This is a genomic window from Crenobacter cavernae, assembly GCF_003355495.1.
Lineage (GTDB): Bacteria > Pseudomonadota > Gammaproteobacteria > Burkholderiales > Chromobacteriaceae > Crenobacter > Crenobacter cavernae.
On sequence record NZ_CP031337.1, the window covers coordinates 515,398 to 533,567 of the forward strand.

An 18,170-nucleotide genomic window follows, 5' to 3' on the forward strand; every position below is an offset into this window, starting at 1 on the left:
GCGGCCGGCGCTCGGCCAACCTCGTTCTTCGTGTTCAGAGGGTGCCGCGCCACGCCTGCCACACGTCCAGCGCCTGGCGCGTCGCCTTCACGTCGTGCACGCGCACGATGCGCACGCCCCGTTCGGCCGCCAACAGGGCACCTGCGACGCTCGCGCCGAGCCGCTCGGCCGGCACCGCTTCGCCGGTGATCGCGCCGAGCATCGACTTTCTCGACAGGCCGATCAGTATCGGCACGCCGGCCGCTTCTTCAAGCGCCGGCACGTGTTTCAGCAGCGCAAGATTATGCTCCAAGGTTTTGCCAAAGCCCAAGCCCGGGTCACCTAGCAGACGCTCTCGCGCGATGCCCGCATCGCGACACAGCGCCACGCGACGCGCGAGATAGGCGCCGACCTCGGCGACCACGTCGGCATAGTTCGGATCGGCCTGCATCGTATCCGGGTTGCCCTGCTTGTGCATCAGGCAGACGGCGACGTTGGCCGAGGCCAGCAAGTTGAGCGCGCCGTCGTCCTCGAGCGCTGACACGTCGTTGATCAGGTCGACGCCGCCGGAGGCGAGCGCCTCCTTCATCACCCGCGTGCGCCGCGTATCGAGCGAAATCGGCACGCCGAGCTCGGCCAACCTCGGCAGCACCGGCAGCACGCGCGCGAGCTCTTCCTCGGGGCTGACAAAGGGCGCATTAGGGCGCGTCGATTCGCCGCCGATGTCGATGATGTCGGCCCCCTCCCCCAGCATCTGGCGCGCGCGCTCGAGCGCCGCGCCGACGCGGTCGAAACGACCGCCGTCCGAGAAGGAGTCGGGGGTCACGTTGAGGATGCCCATCACCAAGGGGCGATCGAGCGATAGTCGGAAACGGCCGCAGAGCAATTCGGGCATGGGAAGTGGAAAAAGAGAAAGGCGGCAGCGTCGCTGCCGCCTCGTTGCGGGACGTCGACCGGCGGCGCCGGATCAGACTTCTTGAGCCGGGGCCGTCGTCGGCGCCGGAGCCGGACCGGACGGCGTGTCACCGCTCTTAGGCGTCGTCACGTTGTTGCCGTTCGGCTTCGGCGGACGCGGCGGGCGACCCGCCATGATGTCGTCGATCTGCTCGGCGTCGATGGTTTCCCACTCCAGCAGCGCGGCGGTCATCGCCTCGACCTTGTCGCGGTTCTCTTCGAGCAGGCGACGCGCGAGGCCGTACTGCTCGTCGATGATGCGGCGGATCTCGGAGTCGACCTGCTGCATCGTCGCTTCCGACACGTTCTTGTGCGTGGTGATCGAGCGGCCGAGGAAGACTTCGCCCTCGTTCTCGCCGTACACCATCGGGCCGAGCTTGTCGGACATGCCGTAGCGGGTCACCATGTCGCGCGCCATCTGCGTCGCGCGTTCGAAGTCGTTCGAGGCGCCGGTGGTCATCTGGTTCATGAACAGCTCTTCGGCGATGCGGCCGCCGAACAGGATCGCGATCCGGTCGAGCAGGTAGCCGCGGTCGTAGGCGTAACGGTCCCCCTCCGGCAGCTGCATCGTCACGCCCAGCGCGCGACCGCGCGGGATGATAGTGACCTTGTGCACCGGGTCGGACTTCGGCAACAGCTTGGCGACCACCGCGTGACCCGACTCGTGGTAGGCGGTGTTCTTCTTCTCTTCCTCGCTCATCACCATGCTGCGACGCTCGGCGCCCATCATGATCTTGTCCTTGGCGGCCTCGAAGTCGAGCATGTCGACCAGGCGCTTGTTGCGGCGCGCGGCGAACAGCGCGGCCTCGTTCACCAGGTTGGCGAGGTCGGCACCGGAGAAGCCCGGCGTACCGCGCGCGATCACGTTGCCGTCTACGTCGGCGGCGATCGGCACCTTGCGCATGTGCACGTTCAGGATCTGCTCGCGGCCACGGATGTCGGGCAGCGGCACGACGACCTGGCGGTCGAAGCGGCCCGGGCGCTGCAGCGCCGGGTCGAGCACGTCCGGACGGTTGGTCGCGGCGATCACGATCACCGTACTGTTGGTATCGAAGCCATCCATTTCGACCAAGAGCTGGTTCAGCGTCTGTTCGCGTTCGTCGTTGCCGCCGCCGAGGCCGGCGCCGCGCTGACGGCCTACCGCGTCGATCTCGTCGATGAAGATGATGCACGGCGAGTTTTTCTTCGCCTGCTCGAACATGTCGCGCACGCGCGCCGCGCCGACGCCGACGAACATCTCGACGAAGTCGGAACCCGAAATGCTGAAGAACGGCACCTTCGCTTCGCCGGCGATCGCCTTGGCGAGCAAGGTCTTGCCGGTACCCGGCGAGCCGCACAAGAGGATGCCGCGCGGGATCCGGCCACCGAGGGTCTGGTATTTGGACGGATCGCGCAGGTAGTCGACGATCTCCTTCACCTCTTCCTTCGCCTCGTCGCAACCGGCGACGTCGACGAAGGTGACGGTGTTGGTGTCCTGGTCGAGCAGGCGTGCCTTGCTCTTGCCGAACGAGAACGCGCCGCCCTTGCCGCCGCCCTGCATCTGCCGCATGAAGAAGATCCACACGCCGATCAGGAGCAGCATCGGGAACCAGCTGATGAAGATGTTCATCAGCATGCTCGGCTCTTCTTCGGGCTTGGCCGAGAAGCGCACGTTGTTCTTGATCAGGTCGTCGACCAGTTGCGGATCGTACGGGGAGTAGGTCGCGAAGGTGGTGCCGTCGGTCCGTTTCCCTTTGAGCCATTGGCCGCGCAGCGGATGGCCTTCGATGGTCAGCGACTGCACCTTGCCCGTCTCGACGTCGCTGATGAACTGCGAATACTCGATCTGGTTCTGGGCTTCCTGGCGCTTGTTGAACTGGTTGAACACCGTCATGAGCACCAGGCCGATGATGACCCAGATGGCGATGTTTTTGAGGATGCTATTGTTCACGCGAACGGACTCCTATGTGCGCTGACGTTGCTTGCCCGTATATATGTGTTTCGATTGTAAACCCGACCCATCCGCTTGTCAGCGCCGCCCCTTGCCCAACAGGTAGATCTCGTTGGAACGGTCGCGCGACGCCTTCGGCTTGCGGGTCTGCACTTCGGCGAAGGTTTCCCGCATCGCTTTCAGGTAGGACTGGAATTCACTTCCCTGAAAAACTTTGACGAGGAAGTGACCGCCGGGTTTCAGATGCTCACGCGCAAATTCGAGCGCAAGTTCCGTCAGGTGAAAGCTTCTCGCCTGGTCGATGGCGTTCATGCCGGAGATATTGGGGGCCATATCCGAAATTACAAGATCGAGCGCGCGCCCGTCCAGCAGGCGCACGAACTCGTCGAGCACCGCGTCTTCACGGAAGTCGCCCTGGATGAAGTCGACACCGGCGATCGCGTTCATCGGCAGGATGTCGAGCGCGAACACGCGCCCCTTGTCGCCGACGAGGCGCGCGGCCACCTGAGACCAGCTGCCCGGCGCGCTGCCGAGGTCGGCGATGATCCCACCCGGACGGATCAACTTGTCCTTCTCATTGATTTCGAGCAATTTGTAGGCGGCGCGCGAGCGGTAGCCGTCCTTCTGTGCCTGGTGAACGTAGTGGTCGTTCACGTGTTCCTGCAACCAGCCCTTGCTGGTCTTGCTGCGTGCCATAGTGCGCCTTCGTTCGATCTGCCTTGAGCGGCGGCGACGCGCGCCGCGCCTCGCCCCACGCTGACATGATACCCGTGGAGCGCCGCCAAAACAGCACGCACCGAGCGGCGATGCACGCCCATTGTTGGGAAAAACCCGAAAAAAACGCCGAAGTTTAGTAAAATCGACTTTTGCCTCGAATACCCAGCCATGAAAATCGAACTCAACCCGGTCGAGCGTAAGTACCTGAAAGCGCTCGCCCATCACCTCGACCCGGTGGTCACCGTCGGCAACAACGGTCTGACCGAGTCGGTCGTCCGCGAAATCGCCATCAGCCTCGACGCCCACGAACTGATCAAGGTCCGCGTCGCCGGCGACGACCGCGAAGCGCGCGTCGCCCTCTATGAGAAGATCTGCGACGAACTCGGCGCCGCACAGGTCCAGCATATCGGCAAGCTCTTGGTGCTCTGGCGCCCGTCGGACAAGCAGCGCATCGTCCCGCCCAAGACCAAGAAGCAGGCCAAGTAAACCCGTCTGCACGTCGAAAAAAAACGGTGGCCAAGGGCCACCGTTTTTCATGCCCGCTGCCAGCGTCGTGTTGGCGCGTGCAGGCGCCGGGCCAGCCGGTCGAGTTGTGGCACAAGCAGGTTGCCGGTGAGGATGGCAAAACACAGGCCGTCGGCGTAGAGCCCAAATTCGCGCACCATTTCCGTCACGGCACCGATGAGCACACCAAACAGGACGCGCCCAAGACGGCTATCCGGGCTGGTCACCGGATCGGTAGCAATGAAGAAGGCAGCGAACAGGTAACCGCCCAGTGTCAGGCTATGCAAGCCCTCGACAAAGCTATGGCCAGCCAGCATACACAACAGCGTCGAGCTGGCCATCATCGCCAGCGGAATTTCCAGACGGATCACGCGGATCACCGCGAGCAGCACGCCACCGGCCAGGTAGCCTATCCAGGACAGGTAGTGTGCCGCCTCGTCCAGCAACCCTGTGGCCAACGGGGTCGCGCTGCTGAGCGCATCCATCTGCAGGCGCGGCGCGAGCATCAGCTGCTGGGCCAGCACCTCGGCCAGGCCCAGTTCGCGCGTCCACGGCGCCAGCAACGAAGGGGCGGGATAGAGCAGTTGGTAGAAGCACACGGCGATCACGCCGAGCCCCGCCATCACCGGATTCAAGCGGTTGCGCCCCAAACCGCCGCTGCCGTGTTTGACGATCCCCAAGGCCACCACCATCGCCAGCAGCATCATCCATACCGGCACCATGACCGGCAGCGCGCGGGCCATCAGCCATCCGCTGACGAGCCAGCTCAGGTCGGCCAAGCCGCGACGCAACGGCAGCCCGCGCAAGCGCAGACAGCCCGCCTCCACCAGCCACGCAAACAGCACGCACCAGGCGGTTTGCATCAGCACGACCGTGCCGAATTGCCAGGCGTGCAGCGCGGTACCGGGCAACAGCGCCAGCACCACGGCCAGCATGATGCCCGGCACCGTGGCAGGCCGCCAGCTCATTGCCGTGCCCCCAAGTAGATCGTGCGCTTGGCGGTACGGAAACTGTCGCGCAGCGGCAGATTGCTCGGGCAGACATAACTGCACGCGCCGCATTCGATACACGCGCCGAGTTGCTCCTGCTGCAGGGCTAGGCGGTCACCGCGCTCGAAGGCGTCATAGAGCTTGAGCGGCTGCAGCGCCATAGGGCAGACGTCCACACAACGGTTGCAACGAATGCAGTCGCCGGCCTCGGCGCGCTCAGGAAACAACGCGTCCGAGCGCGCGATCAGGCAAGAAGTGGTTTTGGCGATCACCGCTTCGGGGTGGGACAGCAGCCGCCCCATCATCGGCCCGCCGACCTGCACGCCACGGCCACCGTCGCGCGGAGAGGCGAGTTCCAGCAGCTTCGCCACCGGCACGCCGATAGCCACCTCGACATTGCCGGGATGGTCGACATGGCCGGTCACCGTCACCACCCGGGAAACCAGCGGTTCGCCGAGTAAGGCCGCCCGACCCAGGGCGTAGACGGTGGCGACATTCAGCACCATCACGCCGATTTCGGCGGGCAGCATGCCCGGCGCCAGGGTGCGCCCGCTCAGGCTTTTCACCAGCAGCGGCTGACCGCCGGCAGGATAGCGATGCGGCAACTCGCATACGTCGACCCGGCTGCCCGCCGAGGCCGCCGCCGCGCGCAGGCTGGCGATCGCCTCGGGTTTGTTGGGCTCCACCCCGATGCGCACCTGCCCGACCTCCATCACGTCGGCCAGATAGTCCGCCGCGGCGACGATGTCGGCGGCGCGTTCGCGCATCAGCCTGTCGTCGCAGCTCATGAAGGGTTCGCACTCGGCGCCGTTGATCAAGAGGACATCGGGGCTGCTGGCCCCTGCCAGCTTCAGCCCAGTCGGGAAACCCGCGCCACCGAGCCCGACCAAGCCCATCTCCAGCGCGAACTCGGCGAACTCGGTCGGGCTGACCTTGCTGCCCAGTGCGCGCCTCGTTCCCCATTCGTCCAACCCATCCGCTTCGATGCTGACGCAGGGCACCGCTTCGTCCGCATCCGCCAGATGGCAGAGGCCGATGTCGCAGACCGTGCCGGATGTCGACGCATGCACCCAGACCGTACCGGCAGGACCGCGCCCGATCACCTCGCCCTTGAGTACCCGCTGCCCCACGCTCACACAGGCCTCTGCCCGACTGCGACCGTTGACCAGCGGAATGTCCAGCCGGTAGCCGGCTAGCGCCAGCGACTGGATCGGGGCCTGGCTGGAGAGCGCCTTGTGCTCGGGCAGCTTGACCCCGCCACTCCAGCCACGGCCTCGCCTGCGAAGGGGCTGCAGCAGGCGCTGCAGCCACGGAATGGCGCTGCCTTTGGCAAACAAGACTGGACTGGTAGACGGCACGGCAAGGTTCCACGACAAGGGTTTCGGATCGGTCTACGGCCCGCCGCGCGAACGGTGGACCGCAATTTTGCGAATAATATCTATTATCATTTGCAAATACAACCCATTCCCATTTTCACACTCGGCACAGACAACGAAAAAGGGGAAACCCTGAGGTTTCCCCTTTTGCATCCGGCAAGCCGCGCGCTATTCCTTGCGCAGCACGAACACTAGTCCCATCAGGCTTTGCACCAGGTAGATCAGGCTGGAGATGGTGTGCCAGGTGGCGAAGCCGCCGCCGAACGCGCCGGTTGCGGCCTGACTCATCTGCGCCTTCAGGTTGGCGATGATCGGCGTGACCGCGAAGTGGTTGATCAGCGTACACGCGAGCATGCCGACGATCAGCCAGAGCGCGAGCGTCTTGAACGCGCGCACGCCGTTCTGCCACACCGAATCGACCAGCAGCAAGGTGCCGCAGATCAGCCCTACCCACGCGATCGCGGCGAACAGTCGGCCGGCGACCATGCCGGCGGTGGCCTTGTCGAGGTGGGAAAACAACACCGGCGCCACCACCAGACCAACGACCCACATGCCGCCGATCCAGAAGGTGATCGCGATCGCCCGCACTCCGTTCATGCTCACTCCCCTTGCGCGCCAGCCGGTGCGGTGGCTCAGATGTAGTGGACGTCCAGCACTTCGTATTCGCGGATGCCGCCCGGCGCCATCACCTCGGCGACGTCGCCGGCTTCCTTGCCGATCAGCGCGCGCGCGATCGGCGAGTTCACTGAAACCATGCCGGACTTGATGTCGGCCTCGTCGTCGCCGACGATCTGGTAGCGGACGGCTTCTTCGCTCTCCAGGTCCATCAGCTGGACGGTCGCGCCGAACACGATGCGGCCGTCGGCGTCGAGCTCGACCGGATTGATGACCTGCGCGTTCGACAGCTTGCCTTCGAGATCGGCGATACGGCCTTCGACGAAGCCCTGACGTTCCTTGGCGGCGTCGTATTCGGCGTTCTCCGACAGGTCGCCGTGCGAGCGCGCCTCGGCGATCGCGGCGATCACGCTGGGACGCTCGACGCTCTTCAGACGCTGCAGCTCTTGCTTAAGAAGGTCCGCCCCGCGAACGGTCAACGGCACTTTGATCATGGTTCTCTCCCGAAGGCGGCCCGGCCGCCTTGCAAAAACGGAAGCCGCCGTACGGGACGGCGGCTTTGGAAATCGGTTAATTCGGCAGCATTCTAACGAGAAATCGCGCCCGGTTCAAAGGTTGGCCGAGCGCGACTCGTTTTTACGGGTTCAGGCGTTAAGCTGGGCGTGCAGTTCCTGCACGCTGTACACGTCGAAATCGTCGTGCGCGAGGCCCACCGCGACCGCCTTGGCACCGGCCAGCGTGGTGTATTGCGGGATGCGCGCCTGCAGGGCCGAGCGGCGCAGCGTGTGGCTGTCCTGGATCGCCTGGCGCTTCTCTTCGACGGTGTTGATCAGCAGCGTCACCTCGCCGTTCTTGATGAAGTCGGCGACGTGCGGACGGCCCTCGTTCACCTTGTTGACGATCTCGACCTCGACCCCAGCGTCGGCGAGCGCCTTCGCGGTGCCGCGCGTCGCGCACAGCTTGAAGCCCAGACGCGCCAGTTCCTTGGCGACGTCGACCGCGCCGGCCTTATCGCTGTCGCGTACCGAGATGAACACCTTGCCCTGTTTCGGCAGGCGGTCGCCGGCGGCCATCTGGCTCTTCACGAACGCTTCGGCGAAGGTCTTGCCCACGCCCATCACCTCGCCGGTCGACTTCATTTCCGGGCCGAGGATGGTGTCGACGCCCGGGAACTTGATGAACGGGAACACCGCTTCCTTGACCGCGTAGTACGGCGGGACGATTTCGGCGGTGAAGCCCTGCTCGGCCAACGTGATGCCGGCCATCGCACGCGCGGCGATCTTCGCCAGCGGCGCGCCGGTGACCTTGGACACGAACGGCACGGTACGCGACGCGCGCGGGTTCACTTCGAGCACGAAGATGGTCTCGCCCTGCACCGCGAACTGCACGTTCATCAGGCCGACCACGTTGAGCGCCTTGGCCATCGCGACGGTCTGGCGGCGAATCTCGTCCTGGATCGACGCCGGCAGGCTGTACGGCGGCAGCGAGCACGCCGAGTCGCCCGAGTGGACGCCGGCCTGTTCGATGTGCTGCATGATGCCGCCGATCACGACCTGCTCACCGTCGGACACCGCGTCGACGTCGACCTCGATCGCGTCGTTCAGGAAGCGGTCGAGCAGCACCGGGCTGTCGTTCGACACCTTGACCGCCTCGCGCATATAGCGCTCGAGGTCGGCCGGCTCGTGGACGATCTCCATCGCGCGGCCGCCGAGCACGTAGGACGGGCGGACGACCAGCGGGTAGCCGATTTCCTCGGCCAACTTCATCGCGTCGGCCGGCGTGCGCGCGGTGCGGTTAGGCGGCTGTTTCAGGCCGAGTTCCTGCAACAGCTTCTGGAAGCGCTCGCGGTCTTCGGCGGCGTCGATCATGTCCGGCGTGGTGCCGATAATCGGCACGCCGTTCGCTTCGAGCGCGCGCGCCAGTTTCAGCGGCGTCTGGCCGCCGTACTGCACGATCACGCCGTACGGCTTCTCGACGCGACAGATCTCGAGCACGTCTTCGAGCGTCAGCGGCTCGAAGTACAGGCGGTCGGAGATGTCGTAGTCGGTCGACACGGTTTCCGGGTTGCAGTTGACCATGATGGTCTCGAAACCCGATTCACGCAGGCTCAGCGCCGCGTGCACGCAGCAGTAGTCGAACTCGATACCCTGGCCGATGCGGTTGGGACCGCCGCCGAGTACCATGATCTTCTTCTTGTCGGTCGGCTGCGACTCGCACTCTTCGTCGTAGGTCGAGTACATGTACGCGGTGTTGGTCGCGAACTCGGCCGCGCAGGTGTCGACGCGCTTGTAGACGGGATGAAGGTTCAGCCCCCAGCGACGGGCGCGCACCGCGCCCTGCTCGGTATTCAGCAGTTGCGCCAGACGGCGGTCGGAGAAGCCCTTGCGCTTCAGGCGACGCAGTTCGGCGAATTCGAGGCTGTCGACCTTGCGGCCGGCCAAGGCCTTTTCTTCGCCGACGATGTCTTCGATCTGCGCGAGGAACCACGGGTCGATCTTGCTGACCGCGAAGATGTCGTCGCGCGACAGGCCGGCGCGGAAGGCGTCGGCGACGTAGAGGATGCGCTCCGGACCCGGCGTGCCGAGTTCGTGGCGGATCTCGGTCAGGTCGGTGGTGCGCTCGTCAAAGCCGGACAGGCCGGTCTCGAGGCCGCGCAGCGCCTTCTGCATCGATTCCTGCAGCGTGCGGCCCATCGCCATCACCTCGCCGACCGACTTCATCTGCGTGGTCAGCCGGTCGTCGGCCTGCGGGAACTTCTCGAACGCAAAGCGCGGGATCTTGGTGACGACGTAGTCGATCGACGGCTCGAACGACGCCGGCGTATTGCCGCCGGTGATGTCGTTCTTCAGTTCGTCGAGCGTGAAGCCGACCGCCAGCTTGGCGGCGATCTTGGCGATCGGGAAGCCGGTGGCTTTCGAAGCCAAGGCAGACGAACGCGACACGCGCGGGTTCATCTCGATCACGATCATCTCGCCGGTGTCCGGGTTGGTCGCGAACTGGACGTTGGAGCCGCCGGTGTCGACGCCGATCTCGCGCAGCACCGCTAAGCTAGCGTTGCGCATGATCTGGTATTCCTTGTCGGTCAGCGTTTGCGCCGGAGCCACGGTGATCGAGTCGCCGGTGTGGACGCCCATCGGGTCGAAGTTCTCGATCGAGCAGATGATGATGCAGTTGTCGTGCTTATCGCGCACGACTTCCATCTCGTACTCTTTCCAGCCGAGTACCGATTGCTCGATCAACAGTTCGTGCGTCGGGCTCGCCTCGAAGCCGCGTTCGCAGATCGCGAGGAATTCTTCGCCGTTGTAGGCGATGCCGCCGCCCGAACCGCCCATGGTGAACGACGGGCGGATCAGCGTCGGGAAGCCGACCTTGACCTGCGCTTCGAGCGCCTCTTCCATGGTGTGCGCGACGAAGGACAGCGGGCACGACAGGCCGATCTTGGCCATCGCCTCCTTGAAGCGGCCGCGGTCCTCGGCCTTGTCGATCGCGTCTTCGGTCGCGCCGATCAGCTCGACCTTGTATTTTTCCAGCACGCCGTTCTTCGCCAGATCGAGCGCGCAGTTCAGCGCGGTCTGGCCGCCCATCGTCGGCAGGATCGCATCCGGTCGCTCCTTGGCGATGATCTTCTCGACCACCTGCCAGTTGATCGGCTCGATGTAGGTGACGTCGGCCATGTTCGGGTCGGTCATGATGGTGGCCGGGTTGCTGTTCACCAGGATGACCTTGTAACCCTCTTCGCGCAGGGCTTTACATGCCTGTGCGCCGGAGTAGTCGAATTCGCAGGCCTGGCCGATGACGATCGGGCCGGCGCCGATGATCAGGATGCTCTTGATATCTGTGCGTTTTGGCATTGCTTCACTCAATAATCGGGTTAATTCATGCTGGCGGTGGCGAGCTTGGCGCCAAAGCCGATAAACATTGCGCCGACGCCGCCGCTCATCGAGGCGGCGAGCCTCTGGCGGCGTCGGAATTCGTCGGCCACGCGCACGCCGATGAAGATCACGGCGGTCAGGTACAGCGCGCTGAAGGTCTGCACGATGACGCCCAGCACCGCGAAGGTGAGCACCGGATGCGGATAGCCCGGGTCGACGAACTGGATGAAGAAGGACACAAAGAACAGGATCGCCTTCGGGTTCAACAGGCTGATGACGAGCGCCTTCCTGAACGGGTCGCTGCTGTCGACCTTGCCCGCGGCGACCTCGGCCAACCCTTGCGGATGGCGCAGGCGCTTGTACGCGCCGATCAGCATCTGGATGCCGACCCACGCGAGATAGGCCGCGCCGGCGTACTTCAGGACGAAGAACAGCCCCGGGTTGGCCTTCAGCACACCGGCCACGCCGGTCGCCGACAGCACCATCAGGATGAAGTCGCCCAGAAAGATGCCACAGGCCCCCTGGTAGCCCTTCTTCACGCCGCGCTGCGCCGCCACCGACAGCACGTACAGCGAGTTGGGCCCCGGCAGCAGGATGATCGCGATCGTTCCCAGAACGTAGGTGGCCAGGTCGGTGACGCCGAACATGTTTGCCTCTCTTTCGTTGAAGGTTGAATCCCGTCCCGCGCGGGGCCGCTTGCGCTTAAGCCTTGTCGTCCATCGCCTTGATGAAGCGGTCGAACAGGTAGGCGACGTCTTCCGGGCCCGGGCTCGCTTCCGGGTGGCCCTGGAAGGAGAACGCCGGGCGGTCGGTCAGCGCGATGCCCTGCACGGTGCCGTCGAACAGCGAGCGGTGCGTGACGCGCACGTTGGCCGGCAGGCTGGTCTCGTCGACCTGGAAGCCGTGGTTCTGGCTGGTGATCATCACGCGGCCGGAATCGAGGTCCTGCACCGGGTGGTTCGCACCGTGGTGGCCGAACTTCATCTTCGACGTCTGGCCGCCAGTCGCCAGGCCCAAGAGCTGGTGACCGAGGCAGATGCCGAACACCGGCAGGCGGGTCTCGACGATCTCCTTGATCGCAGCGATCGCGTAGTCGCACGGCTCGGGGTCGCCCGGGCCGTTCGACAGGAACACGCCGTCCGGATTGAGCGCCAGCACGTCCTTCGCGGGGGTCTCGGCCGGGACCACGGTCAGCTTGCAGCCGCGCTCGGCCAACATGCGCAGGATGTTGTGCTTCACGCCGAAGTCGTAGGCGACCACGTGGTATTTCGGCTCGGTCTGGGCGGTGTAGCCCTGGCCGAGGCGCCATTCGCGGTCGGTCCACGCGTACGGCTCGGTGCAGCTGACGACCTTGGCGAGGTCCTGGCCGGCCATCGAGCCGAAGCCCTTGGCCAGTTCGACCGCGCGCGCCGGATCGATGTCGTCGCCGGCCATGATGCAGCCGGCCTGCGCGCCTTTTTCGCGCAGCAGGCGGGTCAGCTTGCGCGTGTCGATGTCGGCGATCGCGACGACATTGTGCTGTTTCAGGTAATCGGACAGCGACACTTCGGCGCGGAAGTTGCTGTGCAGCAACGGCAGATCACGGATGATCAGGCCGGCCGCAAAAACGGCGCGGGACTCGGTATCTTCCGAATTCGCGCCGACGTTGCCGATATGGGGGTAGGTCAGGGTAACGATCTGCCTGGTGTAGGACGGATCGGTGAGGATCTCCTGATACCCGGTGATGGCGGTGTTGAACACCACTTCGCCGACGGTGTGGCCGGTGGCTCCGATGGCACTGCCGGTAAAGAGGGTACCGTCAGCCAAGGCAAGGATCGCGGGTACGGTTGACACTGGCTGGCTCCTGTCTGCTATCTGCACTGCGTGTATTTTTTCGGATTATGGATGTGAAGAACGGGACCGGGCATCGGCCCAATCCCGTTTGGTTAAACTTTTCAATCTTAACGCTTTTCTGCTTTTCGATCAAGGCCGAAACCCGTGACGCGCGCCGACCGCACCCCCACAACGGCGCGCCCCGAGCAAGGCCGAGGCGACGCTCAGAACGCCGCTTCGTCGAAGGCGAGCACCGAATCGGCGCCCTTGAGCACCGTCTCGGCGTACGCCGCCGCCTGCGGCAGCAGGTGCGCGCCGAAGAAGACCGCGGTCGCGCGCTTGGCGTTGAGGAACGATACGTCGGCACCGTCCTCGGCCAACCTTTCCTTGGCGATCAGCGCCGCGCGGCCCATCTGCCAGCCGCCGAGCAGCAGACCGAAGAACTTGAGGTAGGCGACCGATCCGGCGGCCGGGCGGCGCGCGTCGCGCGCGAACTCGTCGACGACGTAGGCGACGCAGGCCTCGGCCAACCTGGCGTTCCTCAGCAGCTCGTCGGCGAGCGGCTGCATTTGGGCGTCGGCAGACAGCGCCTCGGCGGTGCGGCACACCTCGCCGATCAGCGTGCGTGCGACCCGGCCGCCGTCGGCGGCGGTCTTGCGGCCGATCAGGTCGAGCGCCTGGATGCCGGTCGTGCCCTCGTAGATCGCGGTGATGCGCGCGTCGCGGTAGTACTGCGCGACGCCGGTCTCCTCGATGTAGCCCATGCCGCCGTGCACCTGCAGCGCCAGGCTGGTGATGTCGTTGGCCGCCTCGGTGTTCCAGCCCTTGACGATGGGGATCAGGAAATTCACCAGCGCCTGGTTGCGCGCCTTCTCTTCCGGGTCAGGGTGACGGCTCGCCCTATCCAGCGCAGTCGCGGCGACGCAGGTCAGCGCGCGCTGCGCCTCGATCTGCGCCCTCATCGTCAGCAGCATGCGGCGCACGTCCGGGTGCTGGATGATCGCGACCGGGGTCGCGTCGGCACCGGCGATGTCGCGGCTCTGCACGCGGTCGCGCGCGTACTCGACCGCCTTCTGGTAGGCGCGCTCGGACAGCGCCAGCCCCTCGACGCCGACGCCGAGCCGCGCGTGGTTCATCATCGTGAACATGTAGGTGAGGCCCTTGTTCGCCTCGCCGACCAGATACCCCGCCGCGCCGCCGTTGTCGCCGTAGCTCATCACCGCGGTCGGGCTGCCGTGGATACCCATCTTGTGCTCGAGCGACACGCAGCGCACGTCGTTGCGCGCGCCGACGCTGCCGTCTTCGCCCACCAAGAACTTGGGCACCACGAACAGCGAGATGCCCTTCACCCCTTCGGGCGCGTCCGGCAGGCGCGCGAGCACCAGGTGGACGATGTTGTCTGCGAGGTCGTGGTCGCCCCAGGTGATGAAGATCTTCTGGCCGGTGATCTTGTAGCTGCCGTCGGGCTGCGGCACGGCGCGGGTGCGCACCTGAGCGAGGTCGGAGCCGGCCTGCGGCTCGGTCAGGTTCATCGTGCCGGTCCACTCGCCGCTGGCGAGTTTGGGCAGGTAGATGTTTTTCAGTTCGTCGCTCGCGTGCTGTGCGAAGGCCTCTACCGTGCCGAGCGTCAGCATCGGCGCCAGCGAGAACGCGAGGTTGGCCGAGCACCACATCTCCTCGGTGGCGAGCGCGACCAGCGCCGGCAGGCCCTGGCCGCCGAAGTCCTGCGGCGCCCTCAGGCCGATCCAGCCGGCGTCGACGTATTCGCGCCACGCGGCCTTGAACGCGTCCGGCGTCTTCACTTCGCCGTCGACGAGGCGGCTGCCGGCGTCGCCGGCGCGGTTGGTCGGCGCGAGCACGTTCTCGGCGAACTTGGCGGCCTCGTCGAGGATCGCCTCGGTCAACTCGACGCTGCACTCCTCGTAGCCGGGCAAGGCGCACACGGCCGGCAGCTCGGCCAGCTCGCCCAGCACGAACAGCATGTCCTTAAGGGGGGCGTGATAGATCATGTCGGCTCCTTTGTAGCGACCGCCCACTGGACGGCCTTTCCTCGTTAGACGGCCCCTGAGGTCGGCCGAGGCTCGGCCAACCCTGCCGGTTTTTTGTATGGCGGGGTCCGGATGCAAAACCGCCCGGGAGCGTTGGCTCGCGGGCGGCGGGTCTGGCTTACTTCGACAACTCTTTCAGCAATTCGGGCACGACGGTGAACAGGTCGCCGACGATGCCGTAGTCGGCCACCTGGAAGATCGGCGCCTCCTCGTCCTTGTTGATCGCGACGATCACCTTCGAGTCCTTCATGCCGGCCAGGTGCTGGATCGCGCCCGAGATGCCGATCGCGACGTACAGTTCCGGCGCGACCACCTTGCCGGTCTGGCCGACCTGGTAGTCGTTCGGCGCGTAGCCGGCATCGACCGCCGCGCGCGACGCGCCGACGGCGGCGCCGAGCTTGTCGGCCAGCGGTTCGAGCAGGCCGTGGAACTGCTCGGACGAGCCGAGCGCGCGACCGCCGGACACGATCACCTTGGCCGAGGTCAGCTCGGGGCGGTCGGACACGGTCAGCTCGGCGTTCACGAAACGCGAGACGCCGGCGTCGTGCGTGGCGGCTACCGCTTCGATCGAAGCGCTGCCGGTCTCCAAGGCGGCGTCGAACGCGGTGGTGCGCACGGTGACGACCTTGACCGGGTCGTTCGACTTGACGGTCGCCAGCACGTTGCCGGCGTAGATCGGGCGCACGAAGGTGTCGGCCGCTTCTACGGCGACGACGTCGGACAGCTGCATCACGTCGAGCAAGGCGGCGACGCGCGGCAGCAGGTTCTTGCCGGCGGTGGTCGCCGGCGCGAACACGTGGCCGTAGTCGCGCGCGAGCTCTGCCACCAGCGGCGCGACGTTCTCGGCGAGGTTGTGCGCGTAGGCGGCGTTGTCGGCGACCAGCACCTTGGTCACACCAGCGATCTTCGCGGCGGCGGCGGCGATGGCAGCGACGTTCTGGCCGGCGACCAGCACGTGGATGTCGCCGCCGATCTTGGCGGCCGCGCTCACCGCGTGGTGGGTGGCGGACTTCAGTTGCTTATTGTCGTGTTCGGCGATGAGGAGAATGGCCATGTCAGAGCACCTTCGCTTCGTTTTTCAGTTTGGCGACCAGCTCGGCGGCGTTCGCCACCTTGATGCCGGCCTTGCGGCCCGCCGGCTCGGCGACCTTGAGCACGGTCAGGCGCGGCGTGATGTCGACGCCGAGCGCTTCGACGCTCAGCTTGTCGAGCGGCTTCTTCTTGGCGGCCATGATGTTCGGCAGCTTCACGTAGCGCGGCTCGTTCAGGCGCAGGTCGGTGGTGACCAGCGCCGGCAGTTTCAGCTCTACGGTCTCGAGGCCGCCGTCGACCTCGCGGGTGACGGCGATCGCGCCGCCGGCCACTTCGACCTTGGACGCGAAGGTGCCCTGCGGCCAGCCGAGCAGCGCGGCCAGCATCTGGCCGGTCTGGTTGGCGTCGTCGTCGATCGCCTGCTTGCCGACGATGACGAGCTGCGGTTGCTCCTTGTCGGCTATAGCCTTGAGCAACTTGGCGACGGCCAGCGGTTCGAGTTGCGCGTCGGTCTCGACGTGCACGGCGCGGTCAGCGCCCATCGCCAGCGCGGTGCGCAGCGTTTCCTCGCAGCCTTTCACGCCGAGCGAGACGACGACCACTTCGCTCACCTTGCCGGCTTCTTTCAGCCGCACGGCTTCCTCGACGGCGATTTCGTCGAAGGGGTTCATGGACATTTTGACGTTGGCGATGTCCACATCGGAACCATCGGCCTTGGCGCGGACCTTGACGTTGAAGTCCACCACGCGTTTGACGGCGACCAGCGCTTTCATAGGATTGACAGCCTCCCGGAATGAGGGGAATTGACGATTGATGAACGTCCTTCGCCAGAGAGGAGAAGGACGTCGCCTTGAACCGATTGTTGCCCAACCACCGAAATCAAACAATCGTTTGATTGGTGTCGTCCCGGCCGCGTGGCGAAAACGCAACGCGGCGCGATCAAACGTTTACCCTGCTGCCCGTAGGCGCGCGGCTTGGGCAGAATGGGGACTCTTTGACCTGGAACGAAAGGGGCGCGTTTGTGAAAGTGTACTTCGAAGACATCCAGTTGGGCGATTTTGCCGAATACGCCAAGACCGTCACCGAGGCCGACATCCTGATGTTCGCCGCGGTTTCGGGCGACGACAACCCGGTCCACATCAACCAGGAATACGCCGAAACGACGCCGTTCAAGTCGCGCATCGCGCACGGCATGCTGACCGCGAGCTTCATCTCGACCATCCTCGGCACGCGGCTGCCGGGCGAAGGCTGCATCTACCTGTCGCAGTCGACGCGCTTCAAGGCGGCGGTGAAGATCGGCGACACGGTGCACGCGAAGGCGACGGTGATCGAGCTCGACCCGGCCAAGAAACGCGTGAAGCTCGCGACCGAGTGCCGCGTGCGCGACACCGTGGTGCTCGACGGCGAATCGCTGGTGATCGCTCCGTCGCGCGGCTGATACGCTTCCCCCACGAAAAAGCTCGGCCAACCATTGAACAGGTTGGCCGAGCTCTTTTCATCGACGCCCCGCGTCGGCCTAACCGAGCTTGACCATCTCCAGGTCGCGCATGCTGCGGCCGAGAAAGCGCTCGCCTATGGTCTGGAAGCGCAAGGGGATGTCGGACACGTAGAAGTGGTAGTCGGGCACGCCGCGCGAGCGGTTCAACAGGCCGGCTTCGGCCAACCTCTGCGCGGTCGCCTCGGCCGTCGTCACCGCCGAGTCGACCAGCGTGATGCGGCCTTCGGTCACGTCGGTCAGCAGCGGTTTGAGCAGCGGGTAGTGCGTGCAGCCGAGCACGACGGTGTCGACATCCTCGACCAGCACCGACTTCATGTATTCGAGCGCGGTCAGCCGCGTGACCTCGTGGTCGAGCCAGCCCTCTTCGACCAGCGGCACGAACAGCGGACACGCCTGCGAGTAGACGCGGGTATTCGGGTTCAGGTGATGGATGGCGCGCGCGTAGGCGTTGCTGTTGACCGTGGTAGACGTCGCGATCACGCCGATGTCGCCGGTCTTGGTCGCCTCGACGGCGGCGAGCGCGCCGGCCTCGATCACGTCGAGCACCGGGATGCCGCCGGCCATCTGGCGCACGCGGTCGGCGGCGACCGCGGCGATGGTGTTGCACGCGATGATCAGCGCCTTCACCTCGCGCTTGAGCAGGAATTCGACGATCTGCTGCGTGAACTGCTCGATCGTGCCGACCGACTTCACGCCGTAGGGCACGCGCGCGGTGTCGCCGAAGTAGACGATGTTCTCGAACGGCAGGCGGTCCATCAACGCCCGCACCACCGTCAGCCCGCCGACGCCGGAATCGAACACCCCGATCGGGCGGCAGTCCATCGTATTCATGCCGAGTCTCCGT

General features: G+C 65.5%; 16 protein-coding genes. 2 read left to right on the plus strand and 14 right to left on the minus strand.

Features of this window, described 5'->3' with window-relative positions; genetic code table 11:
• Positions 1 to 34 precede the first annotated feature (34 nt).
• From folP to rlmE, 3 genes are all read right to left on the minus strand, one after another.
• Positions 35 to 874 (minus strand): dihydropteroate synthase, encoded by an 840-nt coding sequence (gene folP / locus DWG20_RS02440; RefSeq protein WP_115432258.1) that lies wholly within the window; start codon positions 872 to 874, stop codon positions 35 to 37.
• A gap of 72 nt (positions 875 to 946) precedes the next feature.
• Positions 947 to 2,863 (minus strand): ATP-dependent zinc metalloprotease FtsH, encoded by a 1,917-nt coding sequence (gene ftsH, locus DWG20_RS02445; RefSeq protein ID WP_281269936.1) that lies wholly within the window; start codon positions 2,861 to 2,863, stop codon positions 947 to 949.
• 78 nt (positions 2,864 to 2,941) lie between these two features.
• On the minus strand, positions 2,942 to 3,559 hold the full coding sequence (rlmE, locus tag DWG20_RS02450) for a 23S rRNA (uridine(2552)-2'-O)-methyltransferase RlmE (protein ID WP_115432259.1): 618 nt from the start codon (positions 3,557 to 3,559) through the stop codon (positions 2,942 to 2,944).
• Between the two features lie 189 nt (positions 3,560 to 3,748).
• Here rlmE and yhbY point away from each other — a divergent pair, with 189 nt between their 5' ends.
• Positions 3,749 to 4,066 (plus strand): ribosome assembly RNA-binding protein YhbY, encoded by a 318-nt coding sequence (gene yhbY, locus DWG20_RS02455; protein WP_115432260.1) that lies wholly within the window; start codon positions 3,749 to 3,751, stop codon positions 4,064 to 4,066.
• Positions 4,067 to 4,113: 47 nt separating this feature from the next.
• On the opposite strand, the gene DWG20_RS02460 is transcribed toward yhbY, so the two are convergent.
• The 10 genes from DWG20_RS02460 to DWG20_RS02505 all read right to left on the minus strand — a co-directional run bounded on the left by DWG20_RS02460 (position 4,114) and on the right by DWG20_RS02505 (position 16,601).
• On the minus strand, positions 4,114 to 5,145 hold the full coding sequence (locus tag DWG20_RS02460; protein WP_342767282.1) for an RnfABCDGE type electron transport complex subunit D: 1,032 nt from the start codon (positions 5,143 to 5,145) through the stop codon (positions 4,114 to 4,116).
• A complete protein-coding gene (rsxC, locus tag DWG20_RS02465; protein WP_220271999.1) occupies positions 5,049 to 6,410 on the minus strand; it encodes an electron transport complex subunit RsxC in 1,362 nt (453 codons plus the stop codon). The genes DWG20_RS02460 and rsxC overlap by 97 nt, the downstream gene beginning before the upstream one ends.
• A 207-nt stretch (positions 6,411 to 6,617) precedes the next feature.
• A complete protein-coding gene (locus tag DWG20_RS02470; protein WP_115432262.1) occupies positions 6,618 to 7,046 on the minus strand; it encodes a DUF4149 domain-containing protein in 429 nt (142 codons plus the stop codon).
• 35 nt (positions 7,047 to 7,081) lie between these two features.
• Complete coding sequence (greA, locus tag DWG20_RS02475; protein WP_115432263.1) at positions 7,082 to 7,558, minus strand: transcription elongation factor GreA; 477 nt, start codon at positions 7,556 to 7,558, stop codon at positions 7,082 to 7,084.
• A gap of 150 nt (positions 7,559 to 7,708) precedes the next feature.
• Entirely contained in the window at positions 7,709 to 10,915 is a 3,207-nt protein-coding gene (gene carB, locus DWG20_RS02480; protein ID WP_115432265.1) for a carbamoyl-phosphate synthase large subunit, read from the minus strand.
• Between the two features lie 20 nt (positions 10,916 to 10,935).
• A complete protein-coding gene (gene leuE / locus DWG20_RS02485; RefSeq protein WP_115432267.1) occupies positions 10,936 to 11,583 on the minus strand; it encodes a leucine efflux protein LeuE in 648 nt (215 codons plus the stop codon).
• A gap of 55 nt (positions 11,584 to 11,638) precedes the next feature.
• Complete coding sequence (gene carA, locus DWG20_RS02490; RefSeq protein ID WP_115432268.1) at positions 11,639 to 12,769, minus strand: glutamine-hydrolyzing carbamoyl-phosphate synthase small subunit; 1,131 nt, start codon at positions 12,767 to 12,769, stop codon at positions 11,639 to 11,641.
• 203 nt (positions 12,770 to 12,972) lie between these two features.
• Entirely contained in the window at positions 12,973 to 14,757 is a 1,785-nt protein-coding gene (locus tag DWG20_RS02495; protein ID WP_115432270.1) for an acyl-CoA dehydrogenase, read from the minus strand.
• 157 nt (positions 14,758 to 14,914) lie between these two features.
• Positions 14,915 to 15,850: an electron transfer flavoprotein subunit alpha/FixB family protein gene (locus DWG20_RS02500; protein ID WP_115432272.1), complete on the minus strand. Its 936-nt coding sequence runs from the start codon at positions 15,848 to 15,850 to the stop codon at positions 14,915 to 14,917.
• A 1-nt stretch (position 15,851) separates the two neighbouring features.
• Positions 15,852 to 16,601, minus strand: a complete 750-nt coding sequence (locus tag DWG20_RS02505; RefSeq protein ID WP_115432274.1) for an electron transfer flavoprotein subunit beta/FixA family protein — start codon at positions 16,599 to 16,601, stop codon at positions 15,852 to 15,854.
• Between the two features lie 248 nt (positions 16,602 to 16,849).
• Between DWG20_RS02505 and DWG20_RS02510 the strand changes: the two genes are divergently transcribed.
• The gene (locus tag DWG20_RS02510) at positions 16,850 to 17,266 is read left to right on the plus strand and encodes a MaoC family dehydratase (RefSeq protein ID WP_115432276.1); all 417 of its coding nucleotides are present in this window, start codon (positions 16,850 to 16,852) and stop codon (positions 17,264 to 17,266) included.
• Between the two features lie 78 nt (positions 17,267 to 17,344).
• On the opposite strand, the gene murI is transcribed toward DWG20_RS02510, so the two are convergent.
• Complete coding sequence (gene murI, locus DWG20_RS02515) at positions 17,345 to 18,157, minus strand: glutamate racemase (protein ID WP_115432278.1); 813 nt, start codon at positions 18,155 to 18,157, stop codon at positions 17,345 to 17,347.
• Positions 18,158 to 18,170 lie beyond the last annotated feature (13 nt).